The sequence below is a fragment of the Pseudomonas sp. GW822-FHT03F08 genome, from assembly GCF_058801265.1.
Genome location: NZ_JBXANC010000012.1, coordinates 203,326 through 218,292 on the forward strand (window position 1 = coordinate 203,326; position 14,967 = coordinate 218,292).

General features: G+C 60.8%; 11 protein-coding genes. 10 read left to right on the top strand and 1 reads right to left on the bottom strand.

Features of this window, described 5'->3' with window-relative positions:
• The first annotated feature begins 72 nt into the window (after nucleotides 1-72).
• The 8 genes from lptF (at nucleotide 73) to pdxJ (ending at nucleotide 8,647) form a co-directional block, all read left to right on the top strand.
• Nucleotides 73-1,194: an LPS export ABC transporter permease LptF gene (gene lptF, locus AC1RME_RS26575; RefSeq protein WP_096819209.1), complete on the top strand. Its 1,122-nt coding sequence runs from the start codon at nucleotides 73-75 to the stop codon at nucleotides 1,192-1,194.
• Entirely contained in the window at nucleotides 1,187-2,248 is a 1,062-nt protein-coding gene (gene lptG / locus AC1RME_RS26580; RefSeq protein ID WP_493091970.1) for an LPS export ABC transporter permease LptG, read from the top strand. The genes lptF and lptG overlap by 8 nt, the downstream gene beginning before the upstream one ends.
• 172 nt (nucleotides 2,249-2,420) lie before the next feature.
• Entirely contained in the window at nucleotides 2,421-4,217 is a 1,797-nt protein-coding gene (gene lepA / locus AC1RME_RS26585; protein ID WP_085608162.1) for a translation elongation factor 4, read from the top strand.
• A gap of 9 nt (nucleotides 4,218-4,226) precedes the next feature.
• A complete protein-coding gene (lepB, locus tag AC1RME_RS26590) occupies nucleotides 4,227-5,081 on the top strand; it encodes a signal peptidase I (protein ID WP_493091972.1) in 855 nt (284 codons plus the stop codon).
• A gap of 182 nt (nucleotides 5,082-5,263) precedes the next feature.
• The gene (gene rnc / locus AC1RME_RS26595; protein ID WP_096819215.1) at nucleotides 5,264-5,953 is read left to right on the top strand and encodes a ribonuclease III; all 690 of its coding nucleotides are present in this window, start codon (nucleotides 5,264-5,266) and stop codon (nucleotides 5,951-5,953) included.
• Nucleotides 5,946-6,848 carry a GTPase Era gene (gene era, locus AC1RME_RS26600; protein WP_003221935.1) on the top strand — a complete coding sequence of 301 codons (903 nt, stop codon included), beginning with the start codon at nucleotides 5,946-5,948 and terminating at the stop codon, nucleotides 6,846-6,848. The genes rnc and era overlap by 8 nt, the downstream gene beginning before the upstream one ends.
• A gap of 163 nt (nucleotides 6,849-7,011) precedes the next feature.
• Nucleotides 7,012-7,698: a DNA repair protein RecO gene (gene recO, locus AC1RME_RS26605; RefSeq protein WP_493091973.1), complete on the top strand. Its 687-nt coding sequence runs from the start codon at nucleotides 7,012-7,014 to the stop codon at nucleotides 7,696-7,698.
• 205 nt (nucleotides 7,699-7,903) lie between these two features.
• Nucleotides 7,904-8,647: a pyridoxine 5'-phosphate synthase gene (pdxJ, locus tag AC1RME_RS26610; RefSeq protein ID WP_007957371.1), complete on the top strand. Its 744-nt coding sequence runs from the start codon at nucleotides 7,904-7,906 to the stop codon at nucleotides 8,645-8,647.
• 43 nt (nucleotides 8,648-8,690) lie between these two features.
• Here the strand turns inward: pdxJ and mltF are convergent, their stop codons facing one another.
• Nucleotides 8,691-10,151: a membrane-bound lytic murein transglycosylase MltF gene (mltF, locus tag AC1RME_RS26615; protein WP_096819217.1), complete on the bottom strand. Its 1,461-nt coding sequence runs from the start codon at nucleotides 10,149-10,151 to the stop codon at nucleotides 8,691-8,693.
• A gap of 285 nt (nucleotides 10,152-10,436) precedes the next feature.
• Between mltF and purL the strand changes: the two genes are divergently transcribed.
• Both purL and AC1RME_RS26625 read left to right on the top strand, forming a co-directional pair.
• On the top strand, nucleotides 10,437-14,333 hold the full coding sequence (purL, locus tag AC1RME_RS26620) for a phosphoribosylformylglycinamidine synthase (protein ID WP_096819219.1): 3,897 nt from the start codon (nucleotides 10,437-10,439) through the stop codon (nucleotides 14,331-14,333).
• 5 nt (nucleotides 14,334-14,338) lie between these two features.
• Nucleotides 14,339-14,650: an NGG1p interacting factor NIF3 gene (locus AC1RME_RS26625; protein WP_493091974.1), complete on the top strand. Its 312-nt coding sequence runs from the start codon at nucleotides 14,339-14,341 to the stop codon at nucleotides 14,648-14,650.
• Nucleotides 14,651-14,967 lie beyond the last annotated feature (317 nt).

A 14,967-nucleotide genomic window follows, 5' to 3' on the forward strand; every position in this document is an offset into this window, starting at 1 on the left:
CTCTGCCTGGCGGGCCTGTCGATACGTTTGCTTGTTTGGCCGCCTTAGCCTGACAACCCTGGAGTGTCTGGTTTGATCGTCTTCCGTTATCTGTCCCGCGAAGTCCTGTTGACCCTGAGTGCGGTGAGTGCCGTACTGCTGGTCATCATCATGAGCGGTCGCTTCATCAAATACCTTGCCCAGGCCGCTGCGGGCCAGCTCGATCCGGGATCGCTGTTCCTGATCATGGGCTACCGTCTGCCGGGCTTCATGCAGTTGATTCTGCCGCTGGGCCTGTTCCTCGGAATTCTTCTGGCGTACGGCCGGTTGTATCTCGAAAGTGAAATGACCGTGCTGTCGGCCACAGGCATGAGCCAACAGCGCCTGTTCCGCATGACCCTGTTCCCTGCCACGCTGGTGGCACTGGTGGTGGCATGGCTCAGCCTGAGTCTGGCCCCGCAAGGTGCCAACCAGTTCCAGCTGCTGCTGAACAAGCAGGACGCCCTGACCGAATTCGACACCCTTGAGCCGGGCCGCTTCCAGGCGTTGCGCGATGGCACGCGGGTGACCTACACCGAAAACCTGAGCGACGACCGGGTCAACCTGGGCAGCGTGTTCATCTCGCAGAAAAACCTCGGTGCCAACCAGGCGGATCGCGGGATTTCCGTGCTGGTGGCCGAGAAAGGCCGGCAGGAAGTCCGTCCTGACGGCAACCGTTACCTGATCCTGCACAACGGCTACCGCTACGACGGCAGCCCGGGACTGGCCAACTACCGCGCCATCCACTACGAAACCTATGGTGTTCTGCTGCCCAAGCCCGATGTCAGCGAGGAAGTCACCGACCGTGACGCCATGCCGACGTCGACCCTGATGGCCAGTGATGACATCCGCGCCAAGACCGAACTGCAATGGCGCCTGTCGCTGCCGCTGCTGGTATTTATCGTGACTCTGATGGCGGTGCCGCTGTCGCGGGTCAATCCGCGCCAGGGGCGCTTCCTCAAGTTGCTGCCGGCGATTCTTCTTTATATGGCTTACCTGACCATCCTGATTGCCGCTCGCGGCGCCCTCGAAAAAGGCAAGATTCCGGCGAGCCTGGGTCTGTGGTGGGTACACGGGATCTTCCTGGTCATCGGTATCGGCCTGCTGTACTGGGAACCGCTGCGCCTGAAAATGGCCAGCCGTCGCAGCGCTGCGCTGGAGGTGGCTCGTGGTTAAACTCGACCGCTACATCGGCAGCAGCGTGTTCATGGCGATCATCGCCGTGCTGGTGATCATCCTTGGCCTGGCTACGTTGTTTGCCTTCATCGACGAGATGAGCGACGTCAGCGATACCTACACCCTGGCTGATGTGCTGAGTTTTGTACTGCTGACCGCACCGCGCCGGCTTTATGACATGTTGCCGATGGCAGCACTGATCGGCTGTCTGATCGGCCTCGGCAGTCTGGCGAGCAGCAGTGAGCTGACGGTGATGCGTGCGGCGGGTGTGTCCATCGGGCGCATCGTCTGGGCGGTCATGAAGCCGATGCTGGTGCTGATGCTGGCCGGCGTGCTGATCGGCGAGTACGTTGCGCCGGCTACCGAGAGCATGGCTCAGGCCAATCGTTCGCTGGCTCAAGGCAGTGGTGACGCGCAAAGCGCCAAGCACGGTATGTGGCACCGTCAGGGTGAGGAATTCATCCATATCAACGCCGTGCAACCCGATGGCCTGTTGTATGGCGTGACCCGCTATCACTTCGACAAGGAGCGCCACCTGCTGAGCTCGAGCTTCGCCAAGCGCGCCGAGTTCGATGGCACTCGCTGGCAGCTCACCGACGTGACCACCACGCTGTTCCATGAGCGCAGCACCGAAGTTGTCAACAAACCGACCGAAGATTGGGATGTGTCCATCAGCCCGCAGCTGCTGAATACCGTGGTCATGGCGCCGGAAGCGCTGTCGATTACCGGGTTGTGGGGCTACATCCACTACCTGGCCGATCAAGGTCTGAGCAACGGCCGTTACTGGCTGGCCTTTTGGGTCAAGGTGTTGCAGCCACTGGTGACCGCCGCGCTGGTGCTGATGGCGATCTCCTTCATTTTCGGCCCGCTGCGCTCGGTAACCCTCGGTCAGCGGGTGTTTACCGGTGTGCTGGTGGGGTTCACCTTCCGCATCGTTCAGGATCTGCTCGGTCCGTCCAGTCTGGTATTCGGCTTCTCGCCGCTGTTCGCGGTGCTGGTACCTGCAGGTGTCTGTGCCCTGGCGGGTGTCTGGTTGCTGCGTCGAGCCGGTTGATGAACAAGGTTTCACCCTTGCTCCAGCCTTGAAAACGCCCCGGTCGCAAGACCGGGGCGTTTTTGCATGCAATCCGGGTGACAGGCGAACGTGACGCTTGCGCCGTGTATCAGGTACAATTCCCGGCTATTTTTCGGCGGGCCAAGCCTGCAGCCTTTTTGAGTGTTGATCCGTGAGTGATTTGAGTCATATCCGCAATTTCTCCATCATCGCCCACATTGACCATGGCAAGTCGACGCTGGCTGACCGTTTCATCCAGATGTGCGGTGGCCTGGCCGAGCGTGAAATGGAAGCCCAGGTACTGGATTCCATGGATCTGGAGCGCGAACGCGGGATCACCATCAAGGCCCACAGCGTTACCCTCTATTACAAAGCCAAAGACGGCGTCACCTACCAGCTGAACTTCATTGACACCCCGGGCCACGTCGACTTCACCTACGAAGTCAGCCGTTCCCTGGCCGCGTGTGAAGGTGCCTTGCTGGTGGTCGACGCGGGTCAGGGTGTTGAAGCCCAGTCCGTGGCCAACTGCTACACCGCCATCGAGCAGGGCCTCGAGGTCATGCCGGTACTGAACAAGATCGACCTGCCGCAGGCCGAGCCCGACCGCGTCAAGGACGAGATCGAGAAGATCATCGGCATCGACGCCACCGACGCCGTCACCTGCAGCGCCAAGACCGGCCTGGGTGTCGACGAAGTGCTCGAGCGTCTGGTCGCGACCATTCCTGCGCCGACCGGCAACATCGAAGATCCGCTGCAAGCGTTGATCATCGACTCCTGGTTCGACAACTACCTGGGCGTTGTCTCCCTGGTGCGCGTGCGTCATGGCCGCGTGAAGAAGGGCGACAAGATCCTGGTGAAATCCACCGGCAAGGTCCACCTGGTCGACAGTGTCGGTGTTTTCAACCCGAAACACACCGCCACCGCTGACCTGAAGGCCGGCGAAGTGGGCTTCATCATCGCCAGCATCAAGGACATTCACGGTGCACCGGTCGGTGACACCCTGACCTTGAGCTCGACGCCGGATGTTCCGGTGCTGCCGGGTTTCAAACGCATTCAGCCACAGGTTTACGCCGGTCTGTTCCCGGTCAGCTCCGACGACTTCGAGGACTTCCGCGAAGCGCTGCAGAAACTGACCCTGAACGACTCGTCGCTGCAGTACACCCCGGAAAGCTCCGACGCCCTGGGCTTCGGCTTCCGTTGCGGCTTCCTCGGCATGCTGCACATGGAGATCATCCAGGAGCGCCTGGAGCGCGAATACGACCTGGACCTGATCACCACGGCACCGACCGTAATCTTCGAACTGGTGCTGAAAACCGGTGAAACGATTTACGTCGACAACCCGTCGAAGCTGCCGGACGTGTCCGCGATCGAAGACATGCGCGAGCCAATCGTGCGTGCCAACATCCTGGTACCGCAGGAGCACCTGGGCAACGTCATCACCCTGTGCATCGAAAAACGCGGTGTTCAGGTCGACATGCTGTTCCTCGGCAACCAGGTCCAGGTGACCTACGACCTGCCGATGAACGAAGTGGTCCTGGACTTCTTCGACCGTCTGAAATCCACCAGCCGCGGCTATGCTTCGCTGGATTACCATTTCGATCGTTACCAATCGGCTAATCTGGTGAAACTGGACGTGCTGATCAACGGCGACAAGGTCGACGCCCTGGCGCTGATCGTGCACCGTGACAATTCGCACTTCAAAGGTCGCCAGTTGACCGAGAAGATGAAAGAACTGATTCCTCGTCAGATGTTCGACGTGGCCATCCAGGCTGCCATTGGCGGTCAGATCGTCGCCCGGACAACCGTCAAGGCGCTCAGAAAGAACGTATTGGCCAAATGCTACGGCGGTGACGTCAGTCGTAAGAAGAAACTGCTCGAGAAGCAAAAGGCCGGTAAGAAACGCATGAAGCAGGTCGGCAACGTGGAAATTCCACAAGAAGCCTTCCTTGCCGTGCTCAGGTTGGAATAGTCAGGTCCTATGTCACTAAATTTCCCGCTGTTGCTGGTTATCGCCGTGTTCGTCTGCGGCCTGTTGGCGTTGCTCGATCTGTTGATCCTGGCACCGCGTCGGCGCGCCGCCATCACTTCCTATCAGGGCAGCGTCAGCCAGCCTGACGTGGTGGTGGTCGAGAAGCTGAACAAGGAACCGCTGCTGGTCGAATACGGCAAGTCGTTCTTCCCGGTGCTGTTCATCGTGCTGGTGCTGCGTTCGTTCCTGGTGGAGCCGTTCCAGATTCCGTCCGGTTCGATGAAGCCGACCCTGGACGTTGGCGACTTCATTCTGGTGAACAAGTTTTCTTACGGGATCCGCCTGCCGGTGATCGACAAGAAAGTCATCGAAGTCGGTGATCCGCAACGCGGCGATGTGATGGTGTTCCGCTACCCGAGCGACCCGAACGTCAACTACATCAAGCGTGTGGTGGGTCTGCCGGGTGACACGGTGCGTTACACCTCCGACAAGCGTCTGTTCGTCAATGGCGAGTCGATTGCCGAGCAACTGGTCGGTTCCGAACCGGGCACCCTTGGCAGCGCCGAGCTCTACAAGGAAAAACTCGGCGCCGCCGAGCACCTGATCCGCAAGGAAATGAGCCGCTACCGCGCCACGCCGGACCATACCTGGACCGTGCCGGCCGGGCACTACTTCATGATGGGCGACAACCGCGACAACTCGAACGACAGTCGCTACTGGGATGATCCGAACATTCCCAAGGATCTGCTGGGCATGGTTCCCGACCAGAACATCGTCGGCAAGGCCTTCGCGGTCTGGATGAGCTGGCCGGAACCGAAACTCAGCCACCTGCCGAATTTCTCGCGGGTCGGCCTGATCAAGTAAACAATCACGGCGCTGTTGACCACAGCGCCGAATGCATTTCTGGCGTCGGCACAACCGGCTCCGGGGCATGAAGCCACGATATTCAGGACGTCATTTTTGAACACAGCGTTAATTGTCCCAGGCCTGCGCCGTATCCCGGCGATGGCAGTGGAATCCAGCCACGAACTCAGCGTGGGTAAACCGTGAGCGTTTCTCTAAGCCGTCTCGAGCGTCAGCTCGGTTACACCTTCAAGGACCAGGAACTGATGGTCCTGGCCCTCACGCACCGCAGCTTTGCCGGACGCAACAACGAGCGTCTGGAATTCCTCGGCGATGCGATCCTCAACTTCGTCGCCGGCGAGGCACTCTTCGACCGCTTCCCGCTGGCCCGCGAAGGCCAGTTGTCGCGTTTGCGTGCACGTCTGGTGAAAGGTGAGACCCTGGCGGTATTGGCCCGTGGTTTCGATCTGGGCGAATACCTGCGCCTGGGTTCCGGTGAGCTGAAAAGCGGCGGTTTCCGTCGCGAATCGATTCTGGCCGATGCCCTCGAAGCGCTGATCGGCGCGATCTACCTCGACGCCGGCATGGAAGTCGCCCGCGAGCGCGTTCTGGCCTGGCTGGCTGGCGAGTTCGAAGGTCTGACACTGGTCGACACCAACAAGGATCCCAAGACCCGCCTGCAGGAATTCCTGCAATCGCGCGGTTGCGACCTGCCACGCTATGAAGTGGTGGATATCCAGGGTGAGCCGCACTGCCGTACGTTCTTCGTCGAGTGCGAAGTTGTCCTATTGAATGAAAAAAGCCGGGGTCAAGGTGTGAGCCGTCGCATTGCCGAACAGGTAGCGGCCGCCGCAGCACTGATTGCCCTGGGTGTGGAGAATGGCAATGACTGATACAAACGCAACTCGCTGTGGCTATGTTGCCATCGTCGGCCGTCCCAACGTGGGCAAGTCCACGCTGCTGAACCACATCCTCGGCCAGAAGCTCGCGATCACTTCGCGCAAGCCGCAGACCACTCGCCACAACATGCTCGGGATCAAGACCGAGGGCGACGTGCAGGCGATCTACGTCGACACCCCGGGCATGCACAAGGGTGGCGAAAAGGCCCTGAACCGTTACATGAACAAAACCGCTTCGGCGGCGTTGAAAGACGTCGACGTGGTGATCTTCGTGGTCGACCGCACCAAGTGGACCGAAGAAGACCAGATGGTGCTGGAGCGTGTGCAGTACGTGACCGGCCCGCTGATCGTCGCTCTGAACAAGACCGACCGCATCGAGGACAAGGCCGAGCTGATGCCGCACCTGTCCTGGTTGCAGGAACAGCTGCCGAATGCGCAGATCATTCCGATCTCGGCGCAGCACGGGCATAACCTCGATGCACTGGAAAAGGTCATCGCTGACCATCTGCCGGAGAACGATCACTTCTTCCCGGAAGACCAGATCACCGACCGCAGCAGCCGTTTCCTCGCCGCCGAACTGGTGCGCGAGAAAATCATGCGCCAGATGGGCGCCGAGCTGCCGTACCAGATCACCGTGGAAATCGAAGAGTTCAAGCAACAGGGCAAGACTCTGCACATCCACGCGCTGATCCTCGTCGAGCGTGACGGCCAGAAGAAAATCATCATTGGCGACAAGGGCGAGCGCATCAAGCGCATCGGCACCGAGGCGCGCAAGGACATGGAGCTGCTGTTCGACTCCAAGATCATGCTCAACCTGTGGGTGAAGGTTAAGGGCGGCTGGTCCGACGACGAACGTGCGCTGCGTTCGCTGGGTTACGGCGACCTGTAAAGCGTCTGGCATTACATCGATCCATTGTGGGAGCGAGCGTGCTCGCGAAGACGATGTAACATTCAGCATTGATGTTGACTGTTGCACCGCTTTCGCGAGCAAGCTCGCTCCCACATTGGTTTTGGGTGATGAGTAAAACCGCGTTTCCCTCAACGAGAAATCCATGTCTCAAATGCCTCCCGCCCAACCCGCCTACGTCCTGCACTCCCGCGCCTATCGCGAAACCAGCGCGTTGGTGGACTTCCTCACGCCGCAAGGTCGGTTGCGGGCGGTGTTGCGCAGCGCGCGGGGCAAGGCCGGGACGCTGGCGCGTCCGTTCGTGCCGCTGGAAGTGGAATTCCGTGGCAAGGGTGAGTTGAAGAATGTCGGGCGAATGGAAAGTGCCGGCAATGCGACGTGGATGGTCGGCGAGGCGCTGTTCAGTGGCCTCTATCTCAACGAGTTGCTGATCCGCCTGCTGCCAGCCGAAGACCCGCACCCCGCGGTGTTCGATCATTACGCGGCCACCTTGCTGGCCTTGGCTGAAGGCCGGCCACTGGAACCGTTGCTGCGTTCCTTCGAATGGCGCCTGCTTGACGACCTCGGTTACGGCTTCTCCCTGGACACCGACATCAATGACGAGCCCATTGCTCCGGACGGCCTCTATCGCTTGCAGGTGGATGCCGGACTTGAGCGGGTCTACCTGCTGCAACCCGGTCTGTTCAACGGCACCGAGCTGCTGGCCATGGCCGAAGCGGACTGGTCGGCCCCAGGCGCGTTGTCCGCCGCCAAACGCTTGATGCGTCAGGCACTGGCTGTTCACCTGGGCGGTCGTCCCCTTGTCAGTCGCGAGCTGTTTCGCAAGCCCTAAGGGTCTGTTGACGTCTGGGCACGGCGCGACGGGCGCTCACTGCGCCCAGGGCTGCGTTGCTCGGAACTCATTTGGGGAAACCAAACTTCGTTCCTCGCGCCTTGCCCTGTGCTCAGTGAGCATCCCGTCGCCGCCGCGCCCAGACGTCAACAGACCCTTCACCGTGTATGCTGTGCGCCGAATCTTTCCCTTCAGGAGCGCATCCGTGACCACCAGCAATCGCATTCTTCTTGGCGTGAACATCGACCACGTCGCCACCCTGCGTCAGGCTCGGGGCACGCGCTATCCGGATCCGGTCAAGGCCGCGCTGGACGCGGAAGAGGCGGGCGCCGACGGCATCACCGTGCACCTGCGCGAGGACCGTCGCCACATTCAGGAGCGCGACGTACTGTTGCTCAAGGATGTGCTGCAAACCCGCATGAACTTCGAAATGGGCGTCACCGAAGAAATGATGGCGTTCGCCGAGCGCATCCGTCCGGCCCACATCTGTCTGGTGCCGGAGACGCGTCAGGAACTGACCACCGAAGGCGGTCTGGACGTGGCGGGGCAGGAAGAGCGCATCAGGGCGGCGGTGGAGCGTCTGTCGAAGATCGGCAGCGAAGTGTCGCTGTTCATCGACGCTGACGAGCGGCAGATCGCTGCTTCGAAACGAGTCGGCGCACCGGCCATCGAGCTGCACACCGGGCGCTACGCAGATGCCGAAACACCGACCGAAGTGGCTGAAGAGCTCAAGCGTGTGGCGGACGGCGTGGCATTCGGTCTGGCCCAGGGCCTGATCGTCAATGCCGGTCACGGTCTGCACTACCACAACGTTGAAGCTGTGGCCGCGATCAAGGGCATCAACGAACTGAACATTGGTCATGCGCTGGTGGCGCATGCCTTGTTTGTCGGCTTCAAGTCGGCAGTGTCGGAGATGAAGGCGCTGATCCTGGCGGCTGCAAAGGCCTAAGCATCAACGCAGATCCTGTGGGAGCTCGCTCCCACAGTATTTATCAGAGCGGCGGGTTTTCCTGCGCTGGCTTGGATTTGTCGATCCCCGGCACATGCAGATTGCCTTCGGCGACCTGATCGCCCTCGAGTTGTGGCTGGGTCACCCAGGTCAGGATGTCGTAGTAGCGACGGATGTTCGCCACGAAATGCACCGGTTCGCCGCCACGGGCGTAGCCATAGCGGGTCTTGCTGTACCACTGCTTCTGCGACAGGCGCGGCAGCATCTTCTTCACATCCAGCCACTTGTCCGGGTTCAGGCCTTCCCGGGACGCCAGTTTGCGCGCGTCATCCAGGTGGCCGCTGCCAACGTTGTAGGCGGCCAGTGCAAACCACGTACGATCCGGCTCCTGGATCGAGTCGTCGAGTTGATCCTTCATGTAAGCCAGGTACTTCGCGCCGCCCATGATGCTCTGCTTCGGATCGAGGCGGTTGGACACGCCCATGGCCTGGGCGGTGTTCTGGGTCAGCATCATCAGGCCGCGCACGCCGGTCTTCGAAGTGACGGCCGGTTGCCACAGCGATTCCTGATAACCGATGGCCGCGAGCAGGCGCCAGTCGACTTTCTCTTTCTTGGCGTAAGTCTTGAAGTGCTGTTCGTATTTGGGCAACCGCTGCTGCAAATGCTGGGCGAAGGTGGTGGCGCCCATGTAGCCGAGGACGTCGACGTGGCCGTAGTAGCGGTCTTTCAGGCGTTGCAGGGTGCCGTTCTTCTGCACCTTGTCCAGATAACTGTTGATCTCGTTGAGCAGGCTGTTGTCTTCACCGGCGGCCACTGCCCAGCTCTGGCTGCGCGCATCGCCGAGGTCGAAGGCCACGCGGATATTGGTGAAGTACACCTGGTTCATCGCCACTTCATTGGAGTCGACCAGGGTCAGGTCGATCTGGCCTTCATCGACCATGCGCAGCAGGTCGACTACTTCAACGGCGTCGGATTCTTCGTATTCGATCCCGGGATATTTCTGTTTCAGCTCGGCGAGTTGCTCGGCGTGGGTGCTGCCCTTGAGCACCATGATCTTCTTGCCGACCAGTTCACTGGCGTCGGTCGGGCGGGACTGACCGTTGCGATAGATGATCTGCGGGGTGACTTCGAGATAGGCGTGGGAGAACCGAACCTGCTTCTTGCGCTGATCGCTGCTGACCAGGCCGGCGGCGGCCAGTACCGGACCGTTGGGTTTGCCGACCTGGTCGAACAGGTCGTCGAGGTTGTCGGCGGTCTCGATCTTCAGCTCCACCCCCAAATCGTCGGCGAAGCGCTTCACCAGCTCGTATTCGAAGCCGGTTTCGCCGCTGCGATCCTGAAAGTAGGTGGCGGGGCTGTTACGGGTGATCACCCGCAGCACACCATCCTCCTTTACGCGCTCGAGGGTGTTGGGTTTATCAACACAGCCACTGAGCATCAGGAAGAGTCCGGTTGCGATCAGCCATTTGGCGTACCGCGGACGCAAAGCCGTTGGGGAAAACATGTGCGCAGTATACGCAAAGGACAACGGGCGCCATATCTCGACAGTCGAGGGCTTGTCTGCTAGGGATCACAAAACCGCTCGAAACCCCGCAGGAATGGGCCCGAAAGGCATTTTGTGACAGAAAAAATAACCCGCGTTCCAACACCCGATAAATTTGACCTTCGAGGCAAGAACACCACTCGACATCCGGGTGCAACCGTGCGTAGCGTTTCGGGTGATGTTGAGGGCGGTTTAGGCTAGAATGCACGGCCTCAAAGCACACCCCTTCCCGAGGCTGTCCCGAAGATGTTGATCCTGCGCGGCGCTCCTGCCCTTTCTGCCTTTCGCCACAGCAAACTCCTTGAGCAACTGAGCCAGAAGGTTTCGGCTGTCAGTGGCTTGTATGCTGAATTCGCTCACTTCGCCGAAGTCACCGGCGTCCTGACCGGCGACGAACAGCAGGTGCTTGCGCGCCTTCTGAAGTACGGTCCAAGCGTTCCGGTTCAAGAGCCGACCGGTCGTCTGTTCCTGGTGTTGCCGCGTTTCGGCACCATCTCGCCATGGTCGAGCAAGGCCAGCGACATCGCCCGAAACTGCGGCCTGAGCAAGATCCAGCGCCTGGAGCGCGGCATCGCGTTCTACGTGGCCGGTCAGTTCAGCGAAGCCGAAGCACAGCAGATTGCCGATGTACTGCATGACCGCATGACGCAGATCGTTCTGGCCAACCTCGAGCAGGCCGCCGGTCTGTTCAGTCACGCCGAACCGAAGCCGCTGACCGCCATCGACATCCTCGGCGGTGGTCGCGCCGCGCTGGAAAAGGCCAACGTCGAGCTGGGCCTGGCCCTGGCCGAAGACGAGATCGATTACCTGGTCAACGCCTTCAACGGTCTCAAGCGCAACCCGCACGACATCGAGCTGATGATGTTCGCCCAGGCCAACTCCGAGCACTGCCGCCACAAGATCTTCAACGCCAGTTGGGATATTGACGGCGAGAGCCAGGAAAAAAGCCTGTTCGGCATGATCAAGAACACCTATCAGATGCACAGCGAAGGCGTGCTGTCCGCTTATAAGGACAACGCTTCGGTGATCGTCGGCAACGTTGCCGGCCGCTTCTTCCCGGATCCGGAAACCCGCCAGTACGGCGCGGTGCAGGAGCCGGTGCACATCCTGATGAAGGTTGAAACCCATAACCACCCGACCGCGATCGCACCGTTCCCGGGCGCATCTACCGGTTCCGGTGGCGAGATCCGCGACGAAGGTGCAACCGGCCGTGGCGCCAAGCCGAAGGCTGGCCTGACCGGTTTCACCGTGTCGAACCTGCAGATCCCGGGTTTCGAACAGCCGTGGGAAGTGCCGTACGGCAAGCCTGAGCGCATCGTCACCGCGCTGGACATCATGATCGAAGGCCCGCTGGGCGGCGCTGCGTTCAACAACGAATTCGGTCGTCCGGCCCTGACCGGTTACTTCCGTACCTTCGAACAGTCGATCACCACCCCGCACGGTGATGAAGTTCGCGGTTACCACAAGCCGATCATGCTGGCTGGCGGCATGGGCAACATCCGTGAAGAGCACGTCAAGAAAGGCGAGATTCTGGTCGGCTCGAAGCTGATCGTTCTCGGCGGTCCGGCGATGCTGATCGGTCTGGGTGGCGGTGCAGCGTCCTCAATGGCGACCGGCACCAGCTCGGCGGATCTGGACTTCGCATCGGTTCAGCGCGAAAACCCTGAAATGGAACGTCGCTGCCAGGAAGTCATCGACCGTTGCTGGCAGCTGGGTGACAAGAACCCGATCAGCTTCATCCACGACGTGGGTGCGGGCGGTCTGTCCAACGCCTTCCCGGAACTGGTCAACGACGGCGACCGCGGTGGCCGTTTCGAACTGCGCAACATTCCAAACGACGAGCCGGGCATGGCCCCGCACGAAATCTGGTCCAACGAATCCCAGGAACGTTACGTTCTGGCAGTCGGCCCGGCCGACTTCGAGCGCTTCAAGGCCATCTGTGAACGTGAGCGTTGCCCGTTCGCCGTTGTCGGTGAAGCCACCGCCGAGCCTCAACTGACCGTGACCGACAGCCACTTCGGCAACAACCCGGTGGACATGCCACTGGAAGTGTTGCTGGGCAAGGCACCGCGCATGCACCGTTCGGTGGTTCGCGAAGCCGAGCTGGGCGATGACTTCGATCCGTCGAACCTCGACATCAGCGAAAGCATCGAACGCGTTCTGCACCACCCGGCCGTGGCGAGCAAAAGCTTCCTGATCACCATCGGCGACCGCACCATCACCGGCCTCGTGGCCCGTGACCAAATGGTCGGCCCATGGCAGGTTCCGGTGGCCGACGTGGCCGTCACCGCCACCAGTTTCGATGTCTACACCGGTGAAGCGATGGCGATGGGCGAGCGCACTCCGCTGGCGCTGCTGGACGCTCCGGCGTCGGGCCGCATGGCCATCGGCGAAACCCTGACCAACATTGCCGCTTCGCGCATCAACAAGCTCTCCGACATCAAACTGTCGGCGAACTGGATGTCCGCTGCCGGCCACCCGGGCGAAGACGCGCGTCTGTACGACACCGTGAAAGCGGTCGGTATGGAACTGTGCCCTGAGCTGGGCATCACCATCCCGGTGGGCAAGGACTCGATGTCCATGGCCACCCGCTGGAACGACAACGGTGAAGACAAAACTGTCACCTCGCCGATGTCCCTGATCGTGACCGGTTTCGCGCCAGTGGCTGACATCCGTCAGACCCTGACCCCGGAACTGCGCATGGACAAAGGCACCACCGATCTGATCCTGATCGACCTCGGTCGTGGCCAGAACCGCATGGGCGCCTCGATCCTGGCTCAGGTTCACGGCAAGCTCGGCAAGCAGGCTCCGGACGTCGACGACGCCGAAGACCTGAAAGCCTTCTTCGCAGTGATCCAGGGCCTCAACGCCGACGGTCACCTGCTGGCTTACCACGACCGTTCCGACGGTGGTCTGCTGACCTCCGTGGTGGAAATGGCCTTCGCCGGCCACTGCGGTCTGAGCCTGAATCTGGACAGCGTTGCCGAAAGCTCCGCTGAAATCGCCGCCATCCTGTTCAACGAAGAACTGGGTGCCGTGATCCAGGTTCGCCAGGACGCCACCCCGGACATCCTCGCGCAATTCAGCGCTGCCGGTCTGGGCGACTGCGTTTCCGTGATCGGTCAGCCGATCAACAACGGCCAGATCAACATCACCTTCAACGGTGACACTGTGTTCGAAGGCCAGCGTCGTCTGCTGCAACGTCAGTGGGCCGAGACCAGCTACCAGATCCAGCGTCTGCGTGACAACGCCGACTGCGCCCAGCAGGAATTCGACGTCCTGCTGGAAGAAGACAATCCGGGCCTGAGCGTCAAGCTGAGCTACGACGTCAACCAGGACATCGCCGCGCCTTACATCAAGAAAGGCATTCGCCCACAGGTTGCCGTGCTGCGTGAGCAGGGCGTCAACGGTCAGGTGGAAATGGCGGCGGCGTTCGACCGCGCCGGTTTCAACGCGATCGACGTGCACATGAGCGACATTCTGGCCGGCCGTGTCGACCTGAACGAGTTCAAAGGTCTGGTGGCGTGTGGTGGTTTCTCCTACGGCGACGTACTCGGCGCCGGTGAAGGCTGGGCCAAGTCCGCACTGTTCAACAGCCGTGCCCGCGATGCGTTCCAGGGCTTCTTCGAGCGTAACGACAGCTTCACCCTCGGCGTGTGCAACGGTTGCCAGATGATGTCCAACCTCCACGAACTGATCCCGGGCAGCGAGTTCTGGCCGCACTTCGTGCGCAACCGCTCCGAGCAGTTCGAAGCGCGCGTGGCGATGGTTCAGGTTCAGGAATCGAACTCGATCTTCCTGCAGGGCATGGCCGGTTCGCGCATGCCGATCGCCATCGCTCACGGTGAAGGCCATGCCGAATTCGAAAGCGAAGAGGCACTGCTCGAAGCCGATCTGTCCGGTTGCGTGGCGATGCGTTTCGTCGACAACCACGGCAAGGTCACCGAAGCCTATCCGGCCAACCCGAACGGCTCGCCGCGCGGGATCACCGGCCTCACCAGCCGCGACGGTCGCGTAACGATCATGATGCCGCACCCGGAGCGTGTGTTCCGTGCCGTGCAGAACTCGTGGCGTTCGGAAGAGTGGAACGAAGACGCTCCTTGGATGCGTATGTTCCGTAACGCTCGTGTGTGGGTGAACTAAGCGCTGTGTACAAGCTCGCGTTTTTTGTTCCCGACAGCCATGTCGAGGTGGTCAAGGACGCTGTATTCGCTGCCGGTGGTGGGCGGATCGGTGACTATGACCACTGTGCTTGGCAGGTGCTTGGATCTGGTCAGTTTCGGCCTTTGGACGGGAGTCAGCCGTTTATTGGTCAGGCGGGGCAGGTTGAGCGGGTCGAGGAGTGGAAGGTTGAGCTTGTTGTTGGCGATGAGTTGATTCGTGAGGTGGTGGAGGCTTTGAAGGCTAGCCATCCTTACGAGACGCCGGCTTATGAGGTTTGGCGGTTGGAGGATTTTTAATCTTCCTTGCTGCTGGAACGGGAAAACCCGCTGAGAGTGATTTCAGCGGGTTTTTTGTTGTTCTCGGTTTGGGTTGGGTGAATATCCGTTGCTGCGGTAACGGCGGCTTATGGTTTCGCCCTTACGGCGAGTCCCTTTTGGCAAACGCCGGAATGCCGGCCCAGCCCAAAGGAACCAAAAGGTCTTGGCCCCGGCGTTCGGCACCTCGCTTTGGCTCGGTGTTCCTTCGTTCCGGGATTCATCCGGGGGCATCGCCTACGGTTTGCTTCGCTGCACCTCCTCTCGATGCATGCGGCTGCGCCGCACGGTCGCTGCGC

What these genes read in the sequence shown, in the direction of transcription:
- lepB (WP_493091972.1), top strand. Translation starts at nt 4,227, where the DNA reads ATGTCACTAAATTTCCCGCTGTTGCTGGTTATCGCCGTGTTCGTCTGC.
- era (WP_003221935.1), top strand. Translation starts at nt 5,946, where the DNA reads ATGACTGATACAAACGCAACTCGCTGTGGCTATGTTGCCATCGTCGGC.
- recO (WP_493091973.1), top strand. Translation starts at nt 7,012, where the DNA reads ATGTCTCAAATGCCTCCCGCCCAACCCGCCTACGTCCTGCACTCCCGC.
- mltF (WP_096819217.1), bottom strand. Translation starts at nt 10,151, where the DNA reads ATGTTTTCCCCAACGGCTTTGCGTCCGCGGTACGCCAAATGGCTGATC.
- purL (WP_096819219.1), top strand. Translation starts at nt 10,437, where the DNA reads ATGTTGATCCTGCGCGGCGCTCCTGCCCTTTCTGCCTTTCGCCACAGC.